The sequence below is a fragment of the Pseudomonas sp. LBUM1678 genome, from assembly GCF_059695575.1.
In genome coordinates, this window is record NZ_CP166775.1 from 5,831,136 (window position 1) to 5,855,112 (window position 23,977).

A 23,977-nucleotide genomic window follows, 5' to 3' on the forward strand; every position below is an offset into this window, starting at 1 on the left:
CTCTCACTTACTGTATTTGTCGCCACATGATGCGACGGCTGCCGCCGCCGGATTTTTCCACCAGGGTGCTGATGCCGCCACTGGAATCGTTCACGATCTTGCGGGTCGCGCCGTTGACGATGGCGTTCAGGGTCGGGATGCCGCCGGTGAATATCACTCCGCTGGACACTGTGTCCGTGCTGTCGACCGTCCCGTCGTTGTTGGTGTCGAGCACCGCGTAGTTGAGCATCTTACCGCTGAACGCATCCAGTTCGACCAGTTTGCCGGTGCCGAAGCTGGCACACGGGTCGGTGGTGTCCACACTCGCCGTAGTAAAGATGATCCGCCCAAGCACCAGATTGGCCTGATTGATCACCCGCTCCCCTGTCAGCACGTTGTTGTACACCAGCGGCAAGTACCAGCCCTTCTCCGCCGGATAGGTCACTTCGTTCTGACTGGTGGTGATGAATTGCCCGGAGCTGCCCGAGAACACACCGGTCACCGCTTGCGCCTGCAAACTGGACACGGTGATCTGACCGGCTCCGCCTTCCGCATCCCACACGGCGTAGAACGCCTGCAAGTCCTTGTTGGTCTTGTCGGCAGTCTCGTTGAATTTTCCGGTGCCGAAAAACACTTCCTTGCCACCCAGTGAATTGTCCGCCAGCAATGGCTGCACGGTAATGGGCTGGGCGCCGCCGCCCGCGGTGGTAAACAGCGGCTTGCCGGAAAATGCCACGCCCCAGGTATCAGGGGCGGTAGCGCTCAAATCGAACTTCCATAACCGTCCTTTCAAGTCGCCACCATAGGCGGCCTGCACCACATTCTGCGAGTTGACCCTGAGCTTCACCGACGACAGTCCATTGGTGGTGTCGGTGCTGTCGACCACGATTTTCTTGATCAACGAGCCGTCACGAATGTCCACCACGTACAACGCCGCCACCCCGGAGTTGCTGCCATAACCGTTGGAAATGAACGCGGCCCATCGACCGTCGGCCAAGCGTGCCACTTCCGGTCGTGCATAGGCATAACCCAGATCATTGAAAACGTTCGCGGTACTGGCGGTAGCCGGCGCGCTGATTTCCCACAGCGCCTTGAACACGTTACCCGCTGACGCATCGAACAACTGCAACGCATAAAAAGTCCTGCCGCCGGCCCCGGTTCCGCCAATGGCCAGGGTTTTCCAGGCGCCGCTGAATTGGGCGTCGAACACCCCGACCTGACCGTCGACCAGAAACTTGTGGCTCACACCGTTGATGTAGGTCGGGTCGGCGATGTAGCGCAGCGATGGCAGCACGCTGGAAGGCATATAGGCATAACGCCGGACGCCATTGGCCGAGTTGATGACATTCACGAACCCGTCGTTGGCATTAACCACCAGGCTGGAACTCATGGTGGTGGATTTGGTGGTCAGGTAAGTGCTGTAGGTGGTGTCGCCCACCAAGTCGGACGCGGTTTTATCCGTGGGCGAAGCCAGTACGAGGGGCGAGTTGATGATGTCGCCAAGCAGCACGCTGCGCACCTTGAGCCCGGTTTTGTTGGTGCCTTTGCTCCACTCCACCAGATCGCTGCCGGTGATGCCGGTGGGCAGGCCTTGGCTGAGGGAGGTCTGCTGCGCCGGGGAGAAACTGGCATACGCCAAGGTGACGGCGGCGTTGGTCAAGGTGTTCCAGGACTGGTAAGTCGGCGCTGTGGCACCGGGGACGATGGTGGTGTCAGTGGTCCACAGCGCTGCGGCGGTGTTCACGATACCCGCCGAGGTGAAGCCAAAGGATTTGATCGTGCCGCGCCAGTCCTTCGGGTCATAACTGGTCTGGAAGTAACTTGAATTGCTGGCCAGGGTGGTGCCGCTGGTGACGCCGCTACCACCGGAACCGGCCTTCGAGGTGATGTCACTCAGCGCTGAGGACAAAGCGCTGTTGAGTCCTGCGCTGTCGGTCGCCTGATAGTACTTGCCCTGTCCGTAGCTGGCCGCATCCGACAACATCTGATTCGCTGCGGTAAAACCCACGGTGTAAGTGTTCATGTTCTGCTTGGGAAAATCCGCAGCGTTCCAGCTTTTTCCTGCCAGATCGTTGCCAGTGGAGCGCATGTCGATGTCGAAGGAAAACTTGGCGATATCGTCCAGATACAGCGTGTCGCCTTCTCCGTCACCGCTCAGGTTGTCACCATCGTTGTTCACGCCATCCCAGTTGGGCAAGCGAGTACCACCCAAGGGATCGGTAGTCGGAAACGTCCGGTCATAGGTCGGCAAGCCATCGGTGATCACGACGCCATAGTTTTTCTGACAGCGATACTGGATCGGGCTGGTGTAAGTGGTTGGCGTCGAGTTGTAGTACGGCGCCATGCCGCGCATGTACCGCGTGATCTCGTAATAGGTTTCTGCCAACGGGGTATTGGCGATTGCACTCAAACCATCGATCGATGAAATCAGGTTGTTGAAGTTGGTTTGCGCCTGCCCCTGGGTGATGCTCCCGCCAGCAGATAGATCACTGACAGGGCGGGGGATAAACCCGCCGGGGCCGGAATTATTGCCCGTGGGCGGGTTGAATGTCGCAAGCCCGATACGCAGGTCGCGATTACTGGTGACCAGATTCGTAGAAACATCCTTTGCTACGTTCATGCGGTAATCGTTGGGGATGGCATCGGTGCCCGTGGTGAAATCCCTGTTCGAACCATTGGCCAGGCTCACCAGATAAGACAGATAGTTAGCCGTATAACGCGTATTTTCATTACCCACAGGGTCGGGAAGCTTCAGGCATATCGATGACAATCCTAAAAAACCCCGATAAAAACCGTACCAGTTGCCGTTGTTGGAGCAGTTGCCGCGGTTAAGGCTCGACAAGGCGATATTGGTATCGTCCATGTCCAGGTTCTGTCCGTTCAAACATGAGCCGTTAGAATTGCAGTTCGCAATTTGCGCGCGACTGACAGTCGGATCGAAACCCGGCGCCCAGATGATGTTGTTCATGCTCCCCGAGTCGTCGATCAGCAACATAACGTTCGGAGCGACGGCCGCGGCGCTCAACAGCGGAGAATCCGAGGGCGTGAAAGCGTATGCGGGAGCCGACAGGTAAAGCCCCAATACCACGCCGCAAATCAGCTGCCATACGCCACCGCGCCTTTCAGTATTTCGCATAAATACTCTCCACGACGCTGCGCGAGTTACCCGCGATGCCAACGGCAGTCACCCGGTAAAGCGTCGCCGAGGTGTTGCTCGGCACATTCACGGCGTTGACCGTGGTGCCGATATTCTGCACCCCGTAAAACCCCCTGCCGGAGGCAATCCAGGTTACCCCGGAGGTGGAACTGGCGCCGGCGGCGGTGATCGTCGACGCGTCGGACGGTGGTGCACACTGGCTGCAGACCGGCAATGAATAGCTGTCCAGTTGCACCGCGCTTTCCCCCACGCGTAACGCCGCTTCGGCGCCCTGGAACGACTGGTTGCGCAAACTTACGCTGCCGGCCATTTTTTCCTGCAGGGTTGCGTTCTGCATCGATGAAAGGCCGATCAAGGTCAGCAACAGCAGAAACACCAGGCTGACCAGCAGCGCCATGCCCCGCTGGGTGTGAACAGTCATGGAAGACTTCCTCATGGCAACCTGTTGCGCAAGGCGGCAACCACGTTGAAGGTTTGATTGCGCACCCGGTTGTTCGGGTCGGTAAGGGTCAAGGTCAGGCGTACGCTGCGAATGCGTGCGGGATCGGACGGATTAGGGCTGTAACTGGTAGCCGCTACATCGGTGGCGGAGCTGGCGAGGCCAAAGCTCACGCTGAAGGCACTGACGTTATCGACCAGCACGAACTGGGCCGGCGTGCCGGTACCGGAGCCCATCATGATTTTGTTATTGCTGAAGCTGTAGATCAGCCGCCGGATCGGAAACGCAAGAAACCCCGAGGCCGGAACTCGCGCGCCAGTGAAGGCCGTCGCCGTGTTTCGGCAGTCGGAGATCACCGTCCAGGCCGGCACCCCGCCACTGCTTCCGACATCGGCGGTTACCAGCGTCAACTTGAGGTTGGCGTTATCCCAACTGATGGGCGTTATCTGGCTGGTTTTGAAATCGCCGGCAGTACTTGAGTCGGTGATCGTCCCCAGGCAGCCAAACATGCCGACCATGCGGATTTCCTGAATCATCTTGCTCAGCACGAATCGCGCGTCTTCCTGCATGGCGGCGGCGGTGTTCTGGCTGATGTAGGTGTTTTTGGCGGCGATGAAAATCTGCGCCACGCCCAGCACGACAACCAGGCTCAACGCGAGGGCGATCAACAACTCGATCAGCCCGAAACCTCTGCTGTAGCGCCTCATGGTGTAGCCACCGGGTCGACAGTGGCACGACTGACCAGGACAAAACTGCGGCGCGAGTTGGCAGTATTCGCGGCGCGCGAGTCATCCCAGGTGATGGTGATGGTGTACACCCGCTGGTTCAACGCAACGGTGCCGGTGGCTGTCGCACCGCCGAAATTGACGATGTTGGTGGTGAAGTCGTAGAGGTCCTGGTCGCGGGCGACGTTCAGGTTGCCTGACGTCGGTGGCGTCACGGTGTAATCGGCGCCGGAGTTGGCGCGAATACGGTCCATCATGTCGTAGGCGATAAAACTCGCCTGGCTGGTCATCCGCGAGCTGTCGGTGTATTTCAGCGCATTAAGCTGGATTGCCGCCGCGCCCAGCAGCCCCACGGTCAGAATCACCAACGCGACCAGGACCTCGATCAGCGTCATGCCCTCCTGTGCATGTTGACTCCGTTCCCTCATCCGCAACTTCCACCCAATAGAATTCGTCCGTTCAAACACACATTCAGCGTCCTGCTTTGCGCCCCCAGCACGTAGCTGATCACCACGGGGGTGGACGGCGCCGACAAACCACCGAGATTGTTGAAATCGATGGAGGTCACTCCTGAGGTTAGCGTCAGAGTCGCCCCGCTGCTCATCGCTGGAACAACCCGCAATACATTGGCCGGATTGCCAGTACCGTCATAGACCGTCAATTCACCGGTCCAGACGCTGCCACCTGCCGTCGGACGGACCCGAGTGGCGACGCCCCGGTTGATGGCCTCAAGTCGTGCGAAATTGAGTCCGCGTTGCAGGTCGCCGATTTCGGTGTCGGCCTTGGTGCCCTGCACAGACCGGGTAAACGCAGGCACGGCCAGGGTGATCAGGATCAAAAATACCGCGAGCGAAACCAGAAGCTCGATCAGCGTGAAACCTTTTGTACGATGATCCATCGTTGCCCTCCGTTGCCGTCGGCTATACCTGCTTCTACACGCTAGAACATTCGACCGACCGGTGTACGGTTGATTTGCCATTACTCGCGCACGGATTGCGCGGGCTGCAGCACTCCACGGAGGGAGATGACATGCATCAACGAGGTTTCAGCCTGATCGAACTGCTCATGGGACTGACAATTGCCGGGATTGTTCTGCTGTTGGTCAGTCCGGCGTTCGCATCACTGACAGAATCGAATCATCGCGAGGAGGCAGCGAAGTCTCTTGCCAGCGGTATTCGCAGCGCCAGAAGCGAAGCTCTCGCGCGCAATCAGACCACCGTCATTCATGGCATCAACGACGACTGGGGTCAGGGCTGGCGAATCATTCTGGATATCAGCGGCAAAGGGCCGGAGGACAGCAGCAATCCGCTGCTTGTTGAACACGCGAGTAGCGCTGGGGTGCCCGTTGTCGGTAATTGGCCAGTCAAGCGATACGTGCGTTTCAGCCGTATCGGCGAACCACAGATGCCTGGGCGGGCCTTTCAAGCGGGGACGCTGCACATTTGTGCAGCCCGCGAACCGGTCAGCCAGCTCCAGGTGGTGCTGGCCGCGACCGGTCGCGTCAGCCTGCGCAGCGATAAGGCTGAGCAGGCGCTGTGTCCGGGAGGGAAAACAGTTAAAGCAGGGAGCGCACGCGCAATTCTTTAGGCATGGAGAACGTGATGTTCTCCTCGCGACCGGCCAATTCATCGGCACCGGTGGCGCCCCACGCCTGCAACTGCTGGATCACGCCACGCACCAGCACTTCCGGAGCGGAGGCGCCAGCGGTGATGCCGATACGCTCGACACCGTCGAACCAGCTCTTTTGCAGGTCTTCGGCGCCGTCGATCAGGTAAGCCGGGGTGGCCATGCGTTCGGCGAGTTCACGCAAGCGGTTGGAGTTGGAGCTGTTCGGGCTTCCGACCACCAATACCACGTCGCATTCGTCGGCCAGTTGCTTCACGGCGTCCTGACGGTTTTGCGTGGCGTAGCAGATGTCGTCCTTGCGCGGACCACCAATCGCAGGGAAACGAGCACGCAGAGCGTCGATCACGCGACTGGTGTCGTCCATGGACAGGGTGGTCTGGGTCACGAACGCCAGTTTTTCGGGATTGACCACCTGCAACGAGGCGACGTCTTTCTCGTCTTCCACCAGATAGATCGCACCACCATTGCTGCCATCGTACTGGCCCATAGTGCCTTCGACTTCCGGGTGACCGGCGTGGCCAATGAGGATGCATTCACGGCCGTCGCGGCTGTAACGCGCGACTTCGATGTGCACCTTGGTCACCAGCGGGCAGGTTGCGTCGAACACTTTCAGGCCACGGCCAGCGGCTTCGGTACGCACAGCCTGGGAAACGCCGTGGGCACTGAAGATCACGATGACGTCGTCCGGCACCTGATCCAGCTCCTCGACGAAGATCGCCCCGCGAGCACGCAGGTCTTCGACGACGAATTTGTTGTGAACCACTTCGTGGCGCACATAGATCGGCGGCCCGAAGACTTCCAGGGCGCGGTTGACGATTTCGATCGCCCGGTCCACACCGGCGCAGAAGCCACGGGGGTTGGCGAGTTTGATTTGCATGCTGTGCCTCGTGTCTTGCGCGCAAGAAATAGCGAAAACGAAAACTTACTGTGGGAGCGAGCCTGCTCGCGAAAGCGGTGCGTCAGTCAACATTGATGTTGAATGTGATGACGCCATCGCGAGCAGGCTCGCTCCCACAAGTTACAACGATTTAACGCTGATGATCTCGACGTCAAAGGTCAATGTCTTGCCGGCCAGCGGGTGGTTGAAGTCGATGGTCACTTGCTCGTCATCGAATTCTTTCACAACGCCAGGCAACTCAGTATTGGCCGCATCGTTAAAGATCACCAGCAAGCCCGGCGACAGGTCCATGTCCTTGAACTGCGAGCGCGGGATGATCTGCACGTTTTGCGGGTTCGGCTGGCCGAATGCGTTTTCCGGTTGAATCGTCAGCGTGCGCTTGTCGCCCGCCTTGAAGCCGAACAGAGCCGCTTCGAAACCTGGCAACAGGTTGCCATCGCCGACTTTGAAGGTCGCCGGGGCTTTGTCGAAGGTGCTGTCGACGGTGTCGCCGTTCTCCAGGCGCAATGCAAAGTGCAAGGTGACTTCCGTGTTCTGGCGGATGCGTTGCTCAGCCAATACCTGTTCAGTCATGAACGGCTTCTCCGGTCTTCTTACTTTTGAACATGTCCAGTGCAAGCATCACGGCACCGACAGTAATTGCGCTGTCAGCAAAGTTGAACGCCGGGAAATACCAGCGGTTCTGCCAATGCACCAGAATGAAATCGATCACATGGCCATAGGCAATGCGGTCATACAGATTGCCCAGCGCGCCGCCGAGCACCAGGGCCAGCGCAACGGCCAGCCAGGTTTCATTGCGCCCCAGGCGCTTGAGCCAGACCACCAGCACGGCACTGACCACCACAGCGATCAGGGCAAACAACCAGCGCTGCCAACCAGAGCTGTCGGCCAGGAAACTGAACGCCGCGCCGGTGTTGTAGGCCAGTGTCCAGCTGAACAGATCGGGTATCACCACAATCTGCTGGTACATCTCGAGCTTGTCTTCGAAGTAAAACTTGCTGGCCTGGTCGATGACCAGGACCAGCAAGCTCAACCAGAGCCAGCTCAACCGTCCGAAACGGCCAGCAGCATTAGGCATAGTGACGAACCTCGCCTGCGCCGCTGATGTTGTCGACGCAACGACCGCAGATTTCCGGATGCTCCGGGTTCACGCCGACGTCTTCACGGCAGTGCCAGCAACGGGCGCACTTGGCGAAGGCCGACTTGACGATTTTCAGCTTCAGGCCGCTGACTTCGGTGACCACGGCATCGGCCGGAGCCTGCACCAATGGAGCAACGCTGGCGGTCGAGGTGATCAGTACAAAGCGCAGTTCGTTGCTCAGCTTGGCCAGGTCGGCGCTCAGCGCGTCTTCGGCGAACAGCGTCACTTCGGCTTGCAGGTTGCCACCGACGGCCTTGGCCGCGCGCTGGATTTCCATTTCCTTGTTGACCGCGACCTTCACCGCCATGATCCGCTCCCAGTAGGCGCGGCCCAGTTCGACGTTTTCCGGCAGTTCGGTCAGACCTTCGTACCAGGTGTTGAGCATCACCGATTCGTTACGCTCGCCCGGCAGGTATTCCCACAGTTCGTCGGCGGTGAAGGCGAGGATCGGCGCGATCCAGCGCACCAGCGCCTCGGAGATGTGGTACAGCGCGGTTTGCGCCGAACGGCGGGCCTTGCTGTTGGCGCCAGTGGTGTACTGACGGTCCTTGATGATGTCGAGGTAGAAACCGCCCAGCTCCTGCACGCAGAAGTTGTGGATCTTGGAGTAGACGTTCCAGAAGCGGTATTCACCGTAGTGCTCTTGCAACTCGCGTTGCAGCAGCAGGGTGCGGTCCACGGCCCAACGGTCCAGCGCGAGCATTTCTTCGGCCGGCAGGATGTCGGTGGCCGGGTTGAAACCGGTCAGGTTGGAGAGCAGGAAGCGCGCGGTGTTACGGATACGCCGGTAGGCGTCCGCACTGCGTTGCAGGATCTGCTCGGAAACCGCCATTTCACCGGAGTAATCGGTGGAAGCCACCCACAGACGCATGATGTCGGCGCCCAGGGTGTCGTTGACTTTTTGCGGGGCGATCACGTTGCCCAGGGACTTGGACATCTTGCGGCCGGACTCGTCGACGGTGAAGCCGTGAGTCAGCAGCTCGCGGTACGGCGCGTGATTGTCGATGGCGCAACCGGTCAACAAGGACGAGTGGAACCAGCCACGGTGTTGGTCCGAGCCTTCCAGGTACAAGTCGGCGCGTGGGCCGGTCTCGTGGCCCATCGGGTGCGAACCGCGCAGGACGTGCCAGTGCGTGGTGCCCGAATCGAACCAGACGTCCAGGGTGTCGCTGATCTTGTCGTACAGCGGCGCTTCGTCACCGAGCAACTCGGCGGCGTCCATCTTGAACCAGGCTTCGATGCCTTCGACTTCAACGCGCTTGGCGACTTCTTCCATCAGTTCGGCGGTACGTGGGTGCAGCTCGCCGCTTTCCTTGTTCAGGAAGAACGGGATCGGCACGCCCCAGTTACGCTGACGGGAAATGCACCAGTCCGGACGGTTGGCGATCATCGAGTGCAGGCGCGCCTGGCCCCAGGCCGGGACGAACTGAGTCTCTTCGATGGCTTTGAGCGCGCGTTTGCGCAGGGTGTCGCCGCTGACAGGCTCTTTGTCCATGCCGATGAACCACTGCGCGGTGGCGCGGTAGATCAGCGGTGTCTTGTGACGCCAGCAGTGCATGTAGCTGTGTTCGATGATGGTGGTGTGCAGCAGCGCACCGACTTCGGTCAGCTTGTCGACGATGGCCGGGTTGGCCTTCCAGATGAACTGGCCGCCGAAGAACTCCAGCGATGTCACGTAAACGCCGTTGCTTTGCACCGGATTGAGGATGTCGTCGTTGACCATGCCGTATTTCTTGCAGGTCACGAAGTCGTCCACGCCGTAGGCCGGAGCGGAGTGAACCACGCCGGTGCCAGCGCCCAGTTCTACGTAATCGGCCAGGTAAACCGGCGACAGGCGATCGTAGAACGGGTGACGGAAGTTGATCAGCTCCAGTTCTTTACCGGTGGTGGTCGCGATGACCGAACCTTCCAGGCTGTAACGGGCCAGGCACGACTCGACCAGCTCTTCAGCCAGCACCAGCAATTTGTCGCCGACGTCGACCAGGGCGTAGTTGAATTCCGGGTGAACGTTCAGCGCCTGGTTGGCCGGGATGGTCCACGGGGTGGTGGTCCAGATCACGATCGAAGCAGGTTTGCCCAGCGACGGCAGGCCGAAAGCGGCAGCCAGTTTGGCTTCGTCGGCAATCGGGAAGGCAACGTCGATGGTCGAGGACTTTTTGTTCTCGTACTCGACTTCCGCTTCAGCCAGGGCCGAACCGCAGTCAAAGCACCAGTTCACAGGCTTGAGGCCCTTGAACACGAAACCGCCCTTGACGATTTCGGCGAGGGCGCGGATTTCACCGGCCTCGTTCTTGAAGTCCATGGTCTTGTACGGGTTGGCGAAGTCGCCCAACACGCCCAGACGGATGAATTCGGATTTCTGGCCTTCGATCTGCTCGGTGGCGTAGGCACGGCACAGTTCGCGGGTTTTGTCCGCGCCCAGGTTTTTGCCGTGGGTGACTTCGACTTTGTGCTCGATCGGCAGACCGTGGCAGTCCCAGCCCGGAACATAAGGCGCGTCGAAACCCGACAGGGTTTTCGAGCGGATGATCATGTCCTTGAGAATCTTGTTTAGCGCATGACCGATGTGAATCGAGCCGTTGGCGTACGGAGGACCGTCGTGAAGCACGAACTTCGGACGATCCTTGCCAATCTCGCGCAACTTACCGTACAGGCCAATGCTGTCCCAGCGCTGCAGAATCTGCGGTTCGCGCTGAGGCAGGCCGGCCTTCATTGGGAAGGCGGTGTCCGGAAGGTTTAGCGTGGCTTTATAGTCGGTCATTTAAGGCTCTTCATTAGCGATTGGCGCTAGGTGCGACAGGGCACGGGCGGAGGCAACATCCGCATTGATCGCCGTCTTGAGCGCCTCCAGAGAGGCGAAACGCTGCTCTTCACGCAGCTTGTGGTGGAAAACCACCGTCAAACGCCGGTCATACAGATCGCCGGCAAAATCTAAAAGGTGTACTTCGAGGTGGGCTTTGCCATCACCTTGTACCGTGGGCCGCACGCCAATGTTGGCGACGCCTGGCCAGGTCTTGCCGTCGATGTCGACGTCGACCAGGTAAACCCCGGTCAGCGGCACGCGACGACGCTTGAGTTGAATGTTGGCGGTTGGCGTACCCAGTTGGCGCGCCAGCTTCTGGCCATGCAGGACCCGTCCGGTGATCTGGAACGGACGCCCGAGCAGCCGCTCGGCCAAGGCAAAATCGGCAGCGGCCAGGGCGTTGCGGACCTGGGTGCTGCTGACACGAATGCCATCCAGTTCAACGGTTTGCGCTGCTTCAACGGTAAAGCCCTGAACGATGCCGGCCTGTTGCAGGAAATCGAAATCCCCTACCCGGTCACAGCCGAACCGGAAGTCGTCACCAACCTCCAGGTGCTGGACGCCGAGGCCGTCGACCAAAATGGTATCGACGAACTCACTGGCGCTTAGCTTGCTCAGACGATGGTTGAAGGCCAGGCACAGAACCCGGTCGACACCTTCGTCGGCCAGCAGCTGCAGTTTGTCCCGCAGCCGGGCCAGACGGGCCGGGGCCGTGTCCGGGGCGAAGAATTCTCGCGGCTGTGGCTCGAAAATCACCACGCAGCTTGGCACGCCCAACTCGAGCGCACGCTCACGCAGCCTCGCCAGGATAGCCTGGTGGCCGCGGTGTACACCGTCAAAGTTGCCAATAGTGGCGACACAGCCCCGATGCTGGGGGCGCAGGTTTTGGAGGCCTCGAACCAGCTGCATAACGCGCTTCTTGCTCATAAAGTGGTCGATTATAACCACACCCGGCGGCCGACGACAGGCAACACCGTATCCCAAAGTAATCGAGCCGACAAAACCGCCGGTTCGCCCATGTTTATCGAGGCCAGAGCCTCAGCTCAGCGCCTTGCGATTGAAGTCGCGCAAACGAAAGCCCATCAACAGCAGCATGCCGAAATAACTGACCACGCCGGCACCGACCAACGCGCCCAGACGCAGGAATCGCTCCAGCATATGCCCCTGATCCCAGGCCGGCATGAAGTGCATCCCGACCAGCAGCACAGCAGACATCACCAGCACGGCAATCACAAGCTTCAGGCCGAACTTCGCCCAACCCGGTTGCGGTTGATACATCTGCTGCTTGCGCAGTTGATAGAACAATAGCCCGGCGTTGATGCAGGCACCGACGCTGATGGCCAAGGCCAGACCGGCGTGAGCCAGCGGGCCGATCAGCACCAGGTTGAACAACTGGGTAACGATCAGGGTGAAAATCGCGATTTTTACCGGGGTGCGGATGTTTTGTTGCGCATAAAAGCCCGGCGCCAGCACTTTGATCACGATAATTCCGAGCAACCCGACCGAATAGGCGATCAGCGCCCGCTGGGTCATGGAGGCATCAAATGCACTGAATTGGCCGTACTGGAACAGCGAGACCGTCAGCGGCTCAGCCAGGATCCCCAGCGCCAGAGAACATGGCAACACCAGTACGAAGCACAGGCGCAGACCCCAATCGAGGATGCGCGAGTACTCCTGGCGATCCTTGCTGGCGTAGGTCTTGGCCAGAGTCGGCAGCAGAATTGTGCCCAATGCCACGCCCAGCACCCCGGATGGCAACTCCATCAGGCGGTCGGCGTAATACATCCACGACACGGAGCCCGCGACCAGGAACGAGGCGAAAATGGTGTTGATGATCAGCGAAATCTGACTCACGGAAACGCCGAGAATCGCTGGCAACATTTGCTTCAGGACCCGCCAGACGCCGCTGTCACGCAGGTTAAGGCGTGGCAGCACCAGCATGCCGATCTTTTTCAGGTGCGGCAGCTGATAGAGCAACTGCGCCAGGCCACCCACCAGCACCGCCCAGCCCAAGGCCATGACCGGAGGATCGAAGTACGGTGTCAGGAACACCGAAAAGACGATCATGCTGACGTTGAGCAAGGTCGGCACGAAGGCCGGCACCGAAAAGCGGTTGTACGTATTGAGGATCGCACCGGCCAATGAAGACAGGGAGATCAGCAATATATAAGGAAAAGTCACCCGCAACAGATTGGAGGTCAGCTCGAATTTTTCCGGGGTATTGGTAAAACCAGGCGCGGTCGCCCAGATGACCCACGGCGCGGCGAGCATGCCGAGCGCGGTGACCAAAGCCAGCACCAGCGTCAGCAGGCCGGAAACGTAAGCAATGAAGGTTCGCGTCGCCTCCTCGCCCTTCTGGCTTTTATATTCCGCAAGAATCGGCACGAATGCCTGGGAAAAAGCCCCTTCGGCGAAGATTCGTCGCAACAGATTGGGCAGTTTGAAGGCGATGAAGAAGGCGTCAGTCGCCATCCCGGCGCCAAATGTGCGCGCGATGAGGGTGTCACGAACGAACCCCAGAACCCGGGAAAGCATCGTGATAGAGCTGACGGCGGCCAACGATTTGAGCAGATTCATTGAAAGAGTTTGTGCCTGTCGATAAACAGCAGGCGAACAAAGCGCCTACTTATGCGATACTCCGCGCCGCAGCAGCACAGAGCCAAAGCTCGCGAGTTTACAGGTCAAGCGCCGGAAATAAATATCCCGCCTCTTTCTACCTACCACTTAGCGGAACGTCTCAACCGCCCTTGACAAGACATCAACTCATCGGCATGATTCGCGGCCTATTTTGTTTGCTATTTCCTAAAAAGTCTTTCGAGGAGCTCGACGGTGGCCAACACACCTTCCGCCAAAAAACGTGCAAAACAGGCTGAGAAGCGTCGCAGCCACAACGCCAGCCTGCGTTCCATGGTTCGTACCTACATCAAGAATGTAGTTAAGGCCATCGACGCAAAAGACGCTGAAAAAGCTCAAGCAGCTTACGTTCTGGCTGTGCCAGTTATCGACCGTATGGCCGATAAAGGCATCATCCACAAGAACAAGGCAGCTCGTCATAAGAGCCGCCTGAACGGTCACGTCAAGGCTCTGAACCTTGCTGTTGCCGCATAAGCGATAAGCTTGTTAAAAAACCGACCCCAGGGTCGGTTTTTTATTACCTGCGATTTGGCAGACACACAAAAAAAAGTGGGAGTGAGCCTGCTCGCGATAGCGGTATAACAGTCGACATAGGTGTTGAATGTTAAACAGCTATCGCGAGCAGGCTCACTCCCACATTTCGATTTGCGTCAGATTACTGGGCGCTCGCCCACGGCAGGATTGGGATGGCCGTCACCGCATTCTGCGGACTGCCTTCGATCACACGATCGCTATAGACCAGGTACACCAGCGTATTGCGCTTCTTGTCGAGGAATCGCACCACCTGCATGGTCTTGAACACCAGCGACGTGCGCTCCTTGAACACCTCGTCGCCATCCTTCAACTCACCCTTGAAGCTGATCGGACCGACCTGACGGCACGCGATAGACGCTTCAGCGCGATCCTCAGCCAAGCCCAAGCCACCCTTCACGCCGCCAGTCTTGGCTCGTGACAGGTAGCAGGTCACGCCCTCGACCTTTGGATCATCAAACGCCTCAACGACGATACGGTCGTTCGGACCGACGAACTTGAACACCGTCGACACCTGACCAATCTCCTCGGCCGAGACCAGCAGCGGCATCGCCAACAGCAGACCCAACAATCCTTTTGCCACACGCATTCAAATATTCCTTCAGACCAGAATCAGGTTATCGCGGTGAACCAGTTCCGGCTCCGCCATGTAACCCAACAGACCGACAATCGCCTCAGACGACTGACCGATAATTTTTTGTGCTTCCAGCGCGCTGTAGTTGGCCAGGCCACGGGCGATCTCACGACCGTCCGGCGCCACGCACACCACCATTTCGCCGCGACGGAAACTGCCCTGGACCAGCTTGACGCCGACCGGCAACAAACTTTTATTGCCCTGAGACAGCGCCGTCACTGCGCCCGCATCCAGCACCAGCGTGCCACGGGTTTGCAGGTGACCGGCCAGCCATTGCTTGCGCGCCGCCAGCATGCCGCGCTCAGGCGACAACAGGGTGCCAATGCGCTCGCCGGCCTTCAGACGATCCAGCACGCGCTCAATGCGCCCGCCGACGATGATGGTGTGCGCACCGGAGCGCGCCGCCAGTCGCGCAGCACGCAATTTGGTCTGCATACCGCCACGACCCAATGCACCACCGGTACCGCCAGCGACGGCGTCCAGCGCCGGATCATCGGCGCGCGCTTCGTAAATCAGGTTTGCGTTGGGGTTGTTGCGCGGATCGGCGTCGAACATGCCGTCGCGATCAGTGAGGATCACCAGCAAGTCCGCTTCGACCAGGTTGGCCACCAGCGCCGCCAGGGTGTCGTTGTCACCGAAACGGATCTCGTCGGTAACCACGGTGTCGTTTTCGTTGATCACCGGGATTACTTTCAGCTCGACCAGCGCACGCAAGGTGCTACGGGCATTCAGGTAGCGCTTGCGGTCGGACAAGTCGTCGTGAGTCAGGAGAATCTGCGCGGTATGCCGGCCATGCTCGGCAAAGCTCGACTCCCAGGCTTGCACCAGGCCCATCTGACCGATGGCGGCAGCAGCCTGCAGCTCGTGCATCGCACTGGGTCGTACGCTCCAGCCTAAACGGCTCATCCCCGCCGCTACCGCCCCGGAGGACACCAGCACCAGTTCGACGCCAGCCTCATGCAAAGCCACCATCTGCTCGACCCAGACACCCATTGCCGCGCGATCCAGGCCCTTGCCGTCCGCCGTCAGCAAAGCGCTGCCGATCTTCACGACCCAACGCTGCGCACCTGTCACCTTGCTCCGCATCATCTTCAACCTTAGCTTGAGGACAGCGCGACCTGGCACTGCCCGTGACGTTATTCGTGGTTATTCGTGACCAACTATCGATTTCCAGATACTAAAACGCCGCTCGATTGAGCGGCGCTTAAAGTGCCGGCTTGCCAGCGATGATAACACCGAGATCAGACAGATAGACCGCCTTCGCGGGCAAGCCTCGCTCCTACAGAATCAGTCACGCACGTAAATGATTTCCGGACCGTCTTCGTCATCCACATCTTCTTCGTCCCAATCATCGTCGCCGATGTCATGGACCGACTTCACGCCGCTGCGACGCAGAGCACGCTGATCATCCAGCGCTTGCAGCTGAGCACGGGCTTCGTCTTCGATGCGCTGATCGAGCTCGGTCAATTCTTCTTTGTAGACCGGGTCGTTCGCCAGACGGTCTGCACGATCTTCCATGTAACGCATGATGTCGTGGCACAGACGCTCGGTACCGAGCTTGGAAATGGCCGAGATCACGTAAACCGGACCAGTCCATTCCAGGCGCTCAACGATTTCCTTGACGCGAGCGTCATGCTCTTCTTCAAGGATCTGGTCGCACTTGTTCAGCACCAGCCAGCGATCACGCTCAGCCAGGGACGGGCTGAACTTGGTCAGCTCGCTGACGATCACTTCAGCAGCATCCGGGGCGCTGGCGTCATCCAGCGGCGCCATGTCGACGAGGTGCAGCAGCAAACGGGTACGCGACAAGTGCTTGAGGAAGCGAATCCCCAGGCCCGCGCCATCGGAAGCGCCTTCGATCAGGCCCGGAATGTCCGCGACCACGAAGCTCTTCCAGCGATCGACACTGACCACACCCAGGTTCGGCACCAGCGTGGTGAACGGGTAGTCGGCGACTTTCGGCTTGGCGGCCGATACCGAGCGAATGAAGGTACTTTTACCGGCGTTCGGCAAGCCCAGCAGGCCGACGTCAGCCAACACTTTCATTTCCAGCTTGAGATCACGCGCCTCACCCGGCTTACCCGGAGTGGTTTGACGCGGAGCACGGTTGGTACTGGATTTGAAACGGGTATTACCCAGACCGTGCCAGCCGCCATGAGCTACGAGCAGCTTCTGGCCAGCCTTGGTCAGGTCGCCGATTACTTCCTGAGTCGCGGAATCGATGACGGTGGTGCCGACCGGAACACGCAGCACCAGCTCTTCACCTTTCTTGCCGGTGCAGTCGGTGCTGCCGCCGTTGGAGCCACGCTCGGCATCGAAATGCCGGGTGTAACGGTAGTCCACCAGGGTGTTGAGGTTTTCGTCGGCGATCATGTAGACCGAGCCGCCATCACCACCGTCACCGCCGTTCGGGCCGCCGTTTTCAATAAATTTCTCGCGACGGAAGCTCATGCAACCGTTGCCGCCGTCACCGGCCTTTACTCGAATCGATACTTCATCAACAAACTTCATAACAAAACGCCTCTCGTCATACGGACGAGCCGAAAAAATCCAGACATAAGACTCTTGCAAAAATGAGCGCAGCGACCTCAATCAACGACCGCAAATACAGCGCTGGAGCCCATCACAAACAGCTTTGCAAGAGACTCACCCCACAAACGAAAAAGCCCCGTCGCGAGACAGGGCTTTTCCAGCAACTACGTAATTATGCCGCGACGACTTCAGTCTTCGGGACAATGCTCACGTAACGGCGGTTGAAAGCGCCTTTTACTTCGAACTTGATCACGCCGTCGATTTTAGCGAACAGAGTGTGATCTTTGCCCATGCCAACACCGTAACCGGCGTGGAATTGGGTGCCGCGCTGACGCACGATGATGTTGCCCGGAATGATAACCTGGCCGCCATACATCTTCACGCCAAGGCGTTTGGCTTCTGAGTCGCGACCGTTACGGGTACTACCACCAGCTTTTTTGTGTGCCATGAGTCAATTCTCCTAGTGAGGAATTAGGCTGAAATTAAGCCTGAATACCGGTGATTTTGATCTCGGTGTACCACTGGCGGTGGCCCATACGCTTCATGTGGTGCTTACGACGACGGAACTTGATGATGCGGACTTTATCGTGACGACCTTGGGAGATCACTTCAGCCACAACGGTAGCGCCGGCAACAACTGGAGCGCCGATGTTCACGTCATCGCCATTGGCGACCAACAGAACGCGATCAAAAGTAACGGATTCGCCGGTAGCGATTTCCAGTTTTTCGATCTTCAGGTATTCACCTGGGGCGACCTTGTATTGCTTGCCACCAGTAACAATTACTGCGTACGACATGGTATTTCTCCGATAATCCTGCTCACCCAGCTCTTTATAAGAAGAGGTATTGGCTGGCATGGCTGCATAAGGCTGGAAGGCCTGTTTGCAATTGCGTAAGGCAGGTGCTGCCCAGGAAGTTCAGGGTGCGCGATTGTACGCAAGCTGCCGGGGCGATGCAAGAGGCCGTCCATCGTGCCTTGACACCCGCCGACGTGGGTCCTAGCATGCCGCGCAACCCTTCTGGAGCAACTGTCGCTGATGCAACCCCAAGCTTTCTACCGCGCGGTGGCGGACGATTTTAGCGCCGTCGACGGCATCATCAAGAAGCAGCTGACTTCCCGAGTGCCGCTGGTATCGAAAATCGGCGATTACATTACCTCGGCTGGCGGTAAACGCCTGCGTCCTCTATTAGTGTTGCTGTGTGGCAAGGCCTTGGGTCGCGAAGGCGATGACCTGCGCCTGCTGGCCGCGACCATCGAGTTCCTGCACACCGCCACCCTGCTGCACGACGACGTGGTTGACATGTCCGGCATGCGCCGTGGCCGCTCGACCGCCAACGCCATGTGGGGCAATGCTCCGAGCGTGCTGGTCGGCGACTTCCTGTATTCGCGTTCTTTCGAAATGATGGTCGAACTGGGCTCCATGCCAGTGATGAAAATCCTTTCGCAAGCCACGCGCATCATCGCCGAAGGCGAAGTGTTGCAGCTGTCCAAGGTTCGGGACGCCAGCACCACCGAAGAAACCTACATGGAAGTCATCCGCGGCAAAACCGCGATGCTCTTCGAAGCCTCGACCCACAGTGCGGCGGCCCTGGCCGGTGCCACACCGGAACAGAGCGAAGCGTTGCGAACCTTCGGTGATCACCTGGGCGTGGCGTTCCAACTGGTCGACGACCTGCTGGACTACCGTGGCGATGCGGAAACCCTGGGCAAGAACGTCGGTGACGATCTGGCCGAAGGCAAACCGACCCTGCCGCTGATCTACACCATGCGCGAAGGCACGCCGGAGCAGGCAGCACTGGTGCGCAGAGCGATCCAGAAAGGCGGCATCGAAGACCTGGAAAGCATCCGCGAAGCCGTGGAAGCGTCCGGTTCGCTGGATTACACCGCAAATCTGGCCCGTGATTACGTGGCCCGTGCGATCAAATGCCTCGATGCGCTGCCAGCCAGCGAATACCGCGATGCATTGGTTGAATTGAGTGAGTTCGCGGTAGCCCGCACGCACTGATCGACCCCTTGTAGGAGCCGGCTTGCTGGCGATTGCATCACCTCGGTGCTCCTGACACACCGAGGCGTATACATCGCCAGCAAGCCGGCTCCTACAGGTCGTACACCCTCCCCTGTCTAAAACCCTATATAATGTGCGCTTTTTAGCGGTCCTGAATCCAAGGAGCTTTAGTGAGCACGTTGCCACCCTGCCCAAAATGCAATTCCGAATACACCTATGAAGACGGCGCGCAGCTGATCTGCCCTGAGTGCGCCCACGAGTGGTCCGCCAGTGGCGAAGCCGAAACGGCTTCCGATGACACCGTGAAAAAGGATTCGGTCGGCAACGTCCTGCAGGACGGCGACACCATCACCGTGATCAAGGACCTGAAGGTCAAAGGCACGTCGCTGGTGGTCAAGGTCGGCACCAAGGTCAAGAACATACGCCTGTGCGATGGCGATCACGACATCGACTGCAAGATCGACGGCATCGGCCCGATGAAGCTCAAATCCGAGTTCGTCAGAAAAGTCTGAATCGGCTGTCTTCCATCCCGCGCCCCGCGCGGGATGGTGCTTCACCCTCCCCCGCTTCGCCCAGGCATCCCTCGCAGTAGCCAAACGCCAGTCGTTTTGACCTTACGCAATCTTTACCCGGAAAAAATCACAAACCGCCAATAGGTCCTTGCTATTTGATGAATAAGAATTATTCTCATTGAAACCCATCAATGGAGATGAGACCCATGACTTATTTGATCGATGCCTGGCTGGACCGCCCACACCCGTACCTCAGGATCCTGCATCGGGAAACCGGGGAAGTGTGTGCAGTGCTTGAAGAAGAAGCCTTGAACGAGCTGCAGGATCAGGGTGATCTGGACGTCAACGGCTTGAGTTCCAGCGAGCCGGTGGTGCTCAAGGAACTGGTGCGTAATCTGTTTCTGTTCTGCTATGCCCGGGCGTTGCGCCCGACCAGTGAATTGCAGCACAAGATCGAAATATGAGGAACACAAAACCTTGTAGGAGCTGGCTTGCTGGCGATCCAGGCGCCGCGGTGTTTCAGGAACACCGCGGTGATGCTATCGCCAGCAAGCCCGCTCCTACAAGGTAATCAGGCTTACAGAACGTCGAGCAGCTCGACGTCGAACACCAGAACGCTGTGCGGCGGAATGCTGCCAACGCCTTGAGCGCCGTAAGCCAGTTCGCTCGGCACGTACAGACGCCATTTGCTGCCGGCATTCATCAGTTGCAGGGCTTCGGTCCAGCCAGCGATCACGCCGCCGACCGGGAATTCTGCAGGCTGGCCACGATCGTAGGAGCTGTCGAACACAGTGCCGTCGATCAGGGTGCCGTGGTAGTGAGTGCGCACTTGATCTTCACGGGTTGGCTTGGCGCCTTCGCCTTGAGTCAGTACTTCGAATTGCAGGCCGGAAGCCAGGGTGGTGATGCCGTCACGCTTGGCGTTTTCAGCCAGGAAAACCAGGCCTTCGCCAGCGGCCGCTTCAGCTTTTGCAGCTGCTTCGGCTTGCATGATTTCGCGGATCACCTTGAAGCTTGCGGACATTTCTTCCTGACCCACACGGCTAGGCTTACCGGCGAACGCGTCGGTCAAGCCAGCCAGGATCGCGTCCAGGCTAACGCCCGGTGGCGGGTTGTCGCGCAGTTGGTCGCCCAGCTGACGGCCGATACCGTAGCTGACGCGGGTTTCGTCGGTGGACAGATTTACTTCGGACATGACACTGCTCCGCTGTGCGGACGGCCCTGGAACTTGCCGTGCGTGCACAGCGCGTCCCGGAGCGCCCGGAACCAAAAGGGCCAGCAGACTAGCACAGATGTCGTTGCGCTGATGAGCGGTGTCAGTGTGCCCAGAACGAACGGCAAGCCATCGGCAGCTTCAGGCTTTCCTCGTCACTCGCACTCAGCCCGCACATTTCATCATGCACCGAGGTGTGCACAAGGTTGAATGGCAATACAGGAAAGGACTTGATCACATCACGTGCATGTTCGACCGAGCGCAAATGAAACATTTGACCGTGGGCATCACTTAACGGATACGCAGCGCCATGCATGCGTGCCTCCAGCAGATAGATCCCGCCCTCCATGGAAATCAGGTTCAGCTCATCGACTTTCCCGGCGATGGCGTAAGCACGTAACTCTTCAACATTCATGAAGGCACCTCATACGGTGTCGAGCCAAGATACTTACAGGCATATGCCTTGATGCATCAAAGTACAAGCCACGAGCGACACCGCCCGTCTGGTTTGACGAAGAACCTGTGGCGAGCGAGCTTGCTCGAGCTCGAGCTCGGCTGCGCAGCAGTCGTCAATGCTGCAAGGGAAACAACTGGAGATAAAGCGGGGGCGATTCGCAGCCCAACAGGAGCAAGCTCCCTCGCCACAGGGAGCGTTCCTGGCAGGATCAGTGCTTGGTCAGCTTATCCAGATAACCCATGGCAAACGCCGACACCACAAAGGTCATGTGAATGATCACGTACCACTTCAAATGCTCGGGATCGACGTTCTTGGCGTCCATGAAAACCCGCAGCAGGTGGATGGATGAGATCGCCACGATGGAGGCCGCCACTTTCATCTTCAGCGAAGACGAATCCATGGTGCCCAGCCAGTTGAGCTTTTCCTTGCTGTCGTCGATATCCAGTTGAGAAACAAAGTTCTCGTAACCGGAAATCATCACCATCACCAGCAAACCGCCCACCAGCGCCATGTCGATCAGCGACAGCAGTACCAGGATCAGGTCGGACTCGGCCATCGAGAACACGTTAGGGATGACGTGGAAAACTTCCTGGAAGAATTTCAGCGCCAGCGCCAGTAGCCCAAGGGACAGACCGAAGTAGATCGGCGCCAGCAGCCAGCGGGAGGCGTACATCGCATTTTCGATAAAGCGTTCCATTGAATCTCACACCTGGGCTGAAAATGGCCGCGAGTATAACAGTCAGCTGTTACAGGCAGAAACCGTCGGGAAATCCGCGACCTGCGCGTGTGTCACAAAATTTTTCTGCTAGTGTCCAGACTATTGACAGCTCAGCGACATCGGACAGGAAGACTGGAAATGGATGTGCGATTGCCACTAACGAGTGCCGGCATTTGCCTGGCTCTGCTGCTGAGCGGCTGCTCGCCCAGTGAAGAGAAGCGCCAGACCAGCCTCGAGGAAAAGACTGCGCAATTCGAGAAGTCTCTGGATGCGATTCAGGACCCGAAACTCAAGGATGCCGTAGCCGAACTTGGCGGTTCGCTGTTGTTGCTCGAGCGTGCGCAACTCAAGCTCGACAGCAAACCCGTGGAAACCGAATACGGCGAAGACGTTCTCGCCGTGCTCAAGCACTACCCCACGCCACAGGCCCTGGTCGATACCTACATCAACGGTTTGTTCGTCTTGCACAAAGACTCCAGCTCCGACTACCTGACCGATCTGCAACCGGTGTTCCCCTTCAATTTCAACATTCCGGATGCATTTCTCTTTCCCCATGGCCTGGAATGGCAATCGGTGACTCTGAGCAACAAGCGCGTCATCGCGTTCCAGCCGGAATGGTCGGAAACCGATCCCGGCATTCAACTGAGCCCCTCGAGTTCCAACCTGACCAATCCCGACGATCTGACGGTGACCTATCCGTTCATCGACGGCCTGGACGTGGACAACAAGAGCCAGCCCCAACCGGTAAGCCTGCAAGGCAAGGTCGAGGTCATTGCCCCGCGCAAGCTCTACACCTTCGACCTGACGAAAAAAGACGTTGGCCAGACCCGCACCAACGACAACCTCAGCGTCACCCTGCTGAAACTTGGCAACAACTACGCCGAAATCGAATTCAACAACAGCGCGCCGCTGCCGCCGGAAGTCAGCGAAACACCGTTGAATCCACTGATCGTCCAGGCCAGGGACACCACAGGGCAATTTCTCTCGCGCTCGGGTTCGATCAATGAAACCGCCGAGCAAATTGCCTTTTATCAAAAACAACTGGCGAAAATTCAGCAGCAGAAGGTCTGGAGCGAGACGTTCGGTAAACAGATCGATGAAGAACAGCGCGCCTTCGAGGCGCAACAGAAAAATCAATACAGCAAAGTGTATTTCAACGGCCCGGTCGAAATCGTTGAGGTCAGCGTGCTGGACTTCTCGGCCGCCACGGTCACCCGCAAGGATCTGAACCTGCCGGTGCGCCGCTTCGACTCGCACACCACGGAAAAAGCCATCCAGCCACTGACCTTGCCAGTGGTGGTGTATGACGATCGGGCCCAAATCTGGCTCAAGGGCGCGACATTGAGCGAGGAACAACTGAAGAAGGGCATTCTCGTCAGCCAATCGGTGGACGACCCCAGTGCCGCGCGCATTGAGTTCGATCACCCCAAAAGCTTCAATGATGAGCTACTTGGCACGTCGTTCAGCCCTGGCGATAGCCCGGTCACGTTCTTTACGGAGGATGGCAGCGGCAAACGCGATGAGCCGATCGAGCTGCCACCAGAGGCTTATGAGGTCGACCCGCTGCGCGGCGCCATCACCTATGACTTGAACCTGTTTCCGGAAACGCCGGCCTACGCAGTGGGCTCCATGCCGCTGTTCCTGGCGACGATCGCCAAACAATCGCTCGACGCCCATGCGCTGCCCAAGGGCCTGGAACTCAAAGGCAACGCGTTGGTGGTTGATTTGAAGCTGTTTCCTGCCCAGGACTGGCGATTTTTCGCCAAGGACGACTCTGGAAACTATCTGAAAGAGATTCTTTCCGTCACTCACGACGCGACCGCAGAAGGCCCGGCGTTATTTGCCGTGCATTACTTCTATGGCCAGCCCACGCGTCTGGAAAGTTATCAGCGAACCGACCTCACCACGGTCCAGTATGGTTTCGAGGTCAAACTGGCCAAGGCTGATCTGTCCCACCTTGAGCAATAGCCGG

At 58.6% G+C, this 23,977-nt stretch carries 25 protein-coding genes; 6 read left to right on the forward strand and 19 right to left on the reverse strand.

Annotated elements, in window-relative coordinates:
- Window positions 1–7: 7 nt before the first annotated feature.
- The 5 genes from ACA070_RS26515 to ACA070_RS26535 are packed head-to-tail and all read right to left on the reverse strand — an operon-like array spanning window position 8 to window position 5,198.
- Window positions 8–3,115 carry a pilus assembly protein gene (locus tag ACA070_RS26515; RefSeq protein WP_497448951.1) on the reverse strand — a complete coding sequence of 1,036 codons (3,108 nt, stop codon included), beginning with the start codon at window positions 3,113–3,115 and terminating at the stop codon, window positions 8–10.
- On the reverse strand, window positions 3,102–3,572 hold the full coding sequence (locus ACA070_RS26520) for a pilus assembly PilX family protein (protein WP_497448952.1): 471 nt from the start codon (window positions 3,570–3,572) through the stop codon (window positions 3,102–3,104). Before ACA070_RS26520 ends, ACA070_RS26515 begins: the two co-directional genes overlap by 14 nt.
- On the reverse strand, window positions 3,569–4,282 hold the full coding sequence (locus tag ACA070_RS26525) for a PilW family protein (protein WP_497448953.1): 714 nt from the start codon (window positions 4,280–4,282) through the stop codon (window positions 3,569–3,571). The genes ACA070_RS26520 and ACA070_RS26525 overlap by 4 nt, the downstream gene beginning before the upstream one ends.
- Window positions 4,279–4,728: a type IV pilus modification protein PilV gene (pilV, locus tag ACA070_RS26530; protein WP_497448954.1), complete on the reverse strand. Its 450-nt coding sequence runs from the start codon at window positions 4,726–4,728 to the stop codon at window positions 4,279–4,281. Before pilV ends, ACA070_RS26525 begins: the two co-directional genes overlap by 4 nt.
- Window positions 4,725–5,198, reverse strand: coding sequence for a GspH/FimT family pseudopilin (locus ACA070_RS26535; RefSeq protein ID WP_497448955.1), 474 nt, complete (start codon window positions 5,196–5,198; stop codon window positions 4,725–4,727). Before ACA070_RS26535 ends, pilV begins: the two co-directional genes overlap by 4 nt.
- Before the next feature lie 131 nt (window positions 5,199–5,329).
- On the opposite strand from ACA070_RS26535, the gene ACA070_RS26540 reads away from it, so the two are divergent.
- The gene (locus tag ACA070_RS26540; RefSeq protein WP_497448956.1) at window positions 5,330–5,887 is read left to right on the forward strand and encodes a GspH/FimT family pseudopilin; all 558 of its coding nucleotides are present in this window, start codon (window positions 5,330–5,332) and stop codon (window positions 5,885–5,887) included.
- Here ACA070_RS26540 and ispH read toward each other — a convergent pair.
- The 6 genes from ispH to murJ all read right to left on the reverse strand — a co-directional run bounded on the left by ispH (window position 5,856) and on the right by murJ (window position 13,345).
- Window positions 5,856–6,803, reverse strand: coding sequence for a 4-hydroxy-3-methylbut-2-enyl diphosphate reductase (gene ispH, locus ACA070_RS26545; RefSeq protein WP_461955777.1), 948 nt, complete (start codon window positions 6,801–6,803; stop codon window positions 5,856–5,858). The two genes, ACA070_RS26540 and ispH, sit on opposite strands and share 32 nt — an antisense overlap.
- 141 nt (window positions 6,804–6,944) lie before the next feature.
- Window positions 6,945–7,382, reverse strand: coding sequence for an FKBP-type peptidyl-prolyl cis-trans isomerase (fkpB, locus tag ACA070_RS26550; protein WP_178082362.1), 438 nt, complete (start codon window positions 7,380–7,382; stop codon window positions 6,945–6,947).
- Between the two features lie 7 nt (window positions 7,383–7,389).
- Window positions 7,390–7,902, reverse strand: a complete 513-nt coding sequence (gene lspA, locus ACA070_RS26555) for a signal peptidase II (RefSeq protein ID WP_461955778.1) — start codon at window positions 7,900–7,902, stop codon at window positions 7,390–7,392.
- Entirely contained in the window at window positions 7,895–10,726 is a 2,832-nt protein-coding gene (gene ileS, locus ACA070_RS26560) for an isoleucine--tRNA ligase (protein ID WP_497448957.1), read from the reverse strand. The genes lspA and ileS overlap by 8 nt, the downstream gene beginning before the upstream one ends.
- Window positions 10,727–11,677, reverse strand: coding sequence for a bifunctional riboflavin kinase/FAD synthetase (gene ribF, locus ACA070_RS26565; RefSeq protein WP_497448958.1), 951 nt, complete (start codon window positions 11,675–11,677; stop codon window positions 10,727–10,729).
- A 129-nt stretch (window positions 11,678–11,806) separates the two neighbouring features.
- Entirely contained in the window at window positions 11,807–13,345 is a 1,539-nt protein-coding gene (gene murJ / locus ACA070_RS26570) for a murein biosynthesis integral membrane protein MurJ (protein WP_497448959.1), read from the reverse strand.
- A 252-nt stretch (window positions 13,346–13,597) separates the two neighbouring features.
- Between murJ and rpsT the strand changes: the two genes are divergently transcribed.
- Window positions 13,598–13,876, forward strand: coding sequence for a 30S ribosomal protein S20 (gene rpsT, locus ACA070_RS26575; protein WP_008154937.1), 279 nt, complete (start codon window positions 13,598–13,600; stop codon window positions 13,874–13,876).
- Window positions 13,877–14,057: 181 nt separating this feature from the next.
- Here rpsT and ACA070_RS26580 read toward each other — a convergent pair whose 3' ends face one another.
- The 5 genes from ACA070_RS26580 to rplU form a co-directional block, all read right to left on the reverse strand.
- Window positions 14,058–14,522 carry a CreA family protein gene (locus tag ACA070_RS26580; protein WP_497448960.1) on the reverse strand — a complete coding sequence of 155 codons (465 nt, stop codon included), beginning with the start codon at window positions 14,520–14,522 and terminating at the stop codon, window positions 14,058–14,060.
- A 12-nt stretch (window positions 14,523–14,534) separates the two neighbouring features.
- Complete coding sequence (gene proB / locus ACA070_RS26585) at window positions 14,535–15,653, reverse strand: glutamate 5-kinase (RefSeq protein ID WP_497452027.1); 1,119 nt, start codon at window positions 15,651–15,653, stop codon at window positions 14,535–14,537.
- A gap of 201 nt (window positions 15,654–15,854) precedes the next feature.
- Window positions 15,855–17,078 carry an Obg family GTPase CgtA gene (cgtA, locus tag ACA070_RS26590; RefSeq protein WP_497448961.1) on the reverse strand — a complete coding sequence of 408 codons (1,224 nt, stop codon included), beginning with the start codon at window positions 17,076–17,078 and terminating at the stop codon, window positions 15,855–15,857.
- A 193-nt stretch (window positions 17,079–17,271) separates the two neighbouring features.
- Window positions 17,272–17,547: a 50S ribosomal protein L27 gene (gene rpmA / locus ACA070_RS26595; protein ID WP_003215862.1), complete on the reverse strand. Its 276-nt coding sequence runs from the start codon at window positions 17,545–17,547 to the stop codon at window positions 17,272–17,274.
- A 34-nt stretch (window positions 17,548–17,581) separates the two neighbouring features.
- The gene (gene rplU / locus ACA070_RS26600; RefSeq protein WP_003176051.1) at window positions 17,582–17,896 is read right to left on the reverse strand and encodes a 50S ribosomal protein L21; all 315 of its coding nucleotides are present in this window, start codon (window positions 17,894–17,896) and stop codon (window positions 17,582–17,584) included.
- A gap of 240 nt (window positions 17,897–18,136) precedes the next feature.
- Here rplU and ACA070_RS26605 point away from each other — a divergent pair, with 240 nt between their 5' ends.
- The 3 genes from ACA070_RS26605 (at window position 18,137) to ACA070_RS26615 (ending at window position 20,081) form a co-directional block, all read left to right on the forward strand.
- Window positions 18,137–19,105, forward strand: a complete 969-nt coding sequence (locus ACA070_RS26605; RefSeq protein ID WP_497448962.1) for a polyprenyl synthetase family protein — start codon at window positions 18,137–18,139, stop codon at window positions 19,103–19,105.
- 170 nt (window positions 19,106–19,275) lie between these two features.
- A complete protein-coding gene (locus tag ACA070_RS26610; protein WP_007943980.1) occupies window positions 19,276–19,617 on the forward strand; it encodes a zinc ribbon domain-containing protein YjdM in 342 nt (113 codons plus the stop codon).
- A gap of 206 nt (window positions 19,618–19,823) precedes the next feature.
- On the forward strand, window positions 19,824–20,081 hold the full coding sequence (locus ACA070_RS26615) for a PA4570 family protein (RefSeq protein ID WP_407014232.1): 258 nt from the start codon (window positions 19,824–19,826) through the stop codon (window positions 20,079–20,081).
- A 113-nt stretch (window positions 20,082–20,194) separates the two neighbouring features.
- Here the strand turns inward: ACA070_RS26615 and bamJ are convergent, their stop codons facing one another.
- From bamJ to ACA070_RS26630, 3 genes are all read right to left on the reverse strand, one after another.
- The gene (bamJ, locus tag ACA070_RS26620) at window positions 20,195–20,812 is read right to left on the reverse strand and encodes a BamJ family beta-barrel-assembly machinery protein (protein ID WP_497448963.1); all 618 of its coding nucleotides are present in this window, start codon (window positions 20,810–20,812) and stop codon (window positions 20,195–20,197) included.
- A 121-nt stretch (window positions 20,813–20,933) separates the two neighbouring features.
- Window positions 20,934–21,245, reverse strand: a complete 312-nt coding sequence (locus ACA070_RS26625; RefSeq protein ID WP_497448964.1) for a DUF6482 family protein — start codon at window positions 21,243–21,245, stop codon at window positions 20,934–20,936.
- 250 nt (window positions 21,246–21,495) lie between these two features.
- Entirely contained in the window at window positions 21,496–21,984 is a 489-nt protein-coding gene (locus ACA070_RS26630) for a TIGR00645 family protein (RefSeq protein WP_030129464.1), read from the reverse strand.
- Window positions 21,985–22,143: 159 nt separating this feature from the next.
- Here ACA070_RS26630 and ACA070_RS26635 point away from each other — a divergent pair, with 159 nt between their 5' ends.
- Window positions 22,144–23,973, forward strand: a complete 1,830-nt coding sequence (locus tag ACA070_RS26635; protein WP_497448965.1) for a hypothetical protein — start codon at window positions 22,144–22,146, stop codon at window positions 23,971–23,973.
- Window positions 23,974–23,977 lie beyond the last annotated feature (4 nt).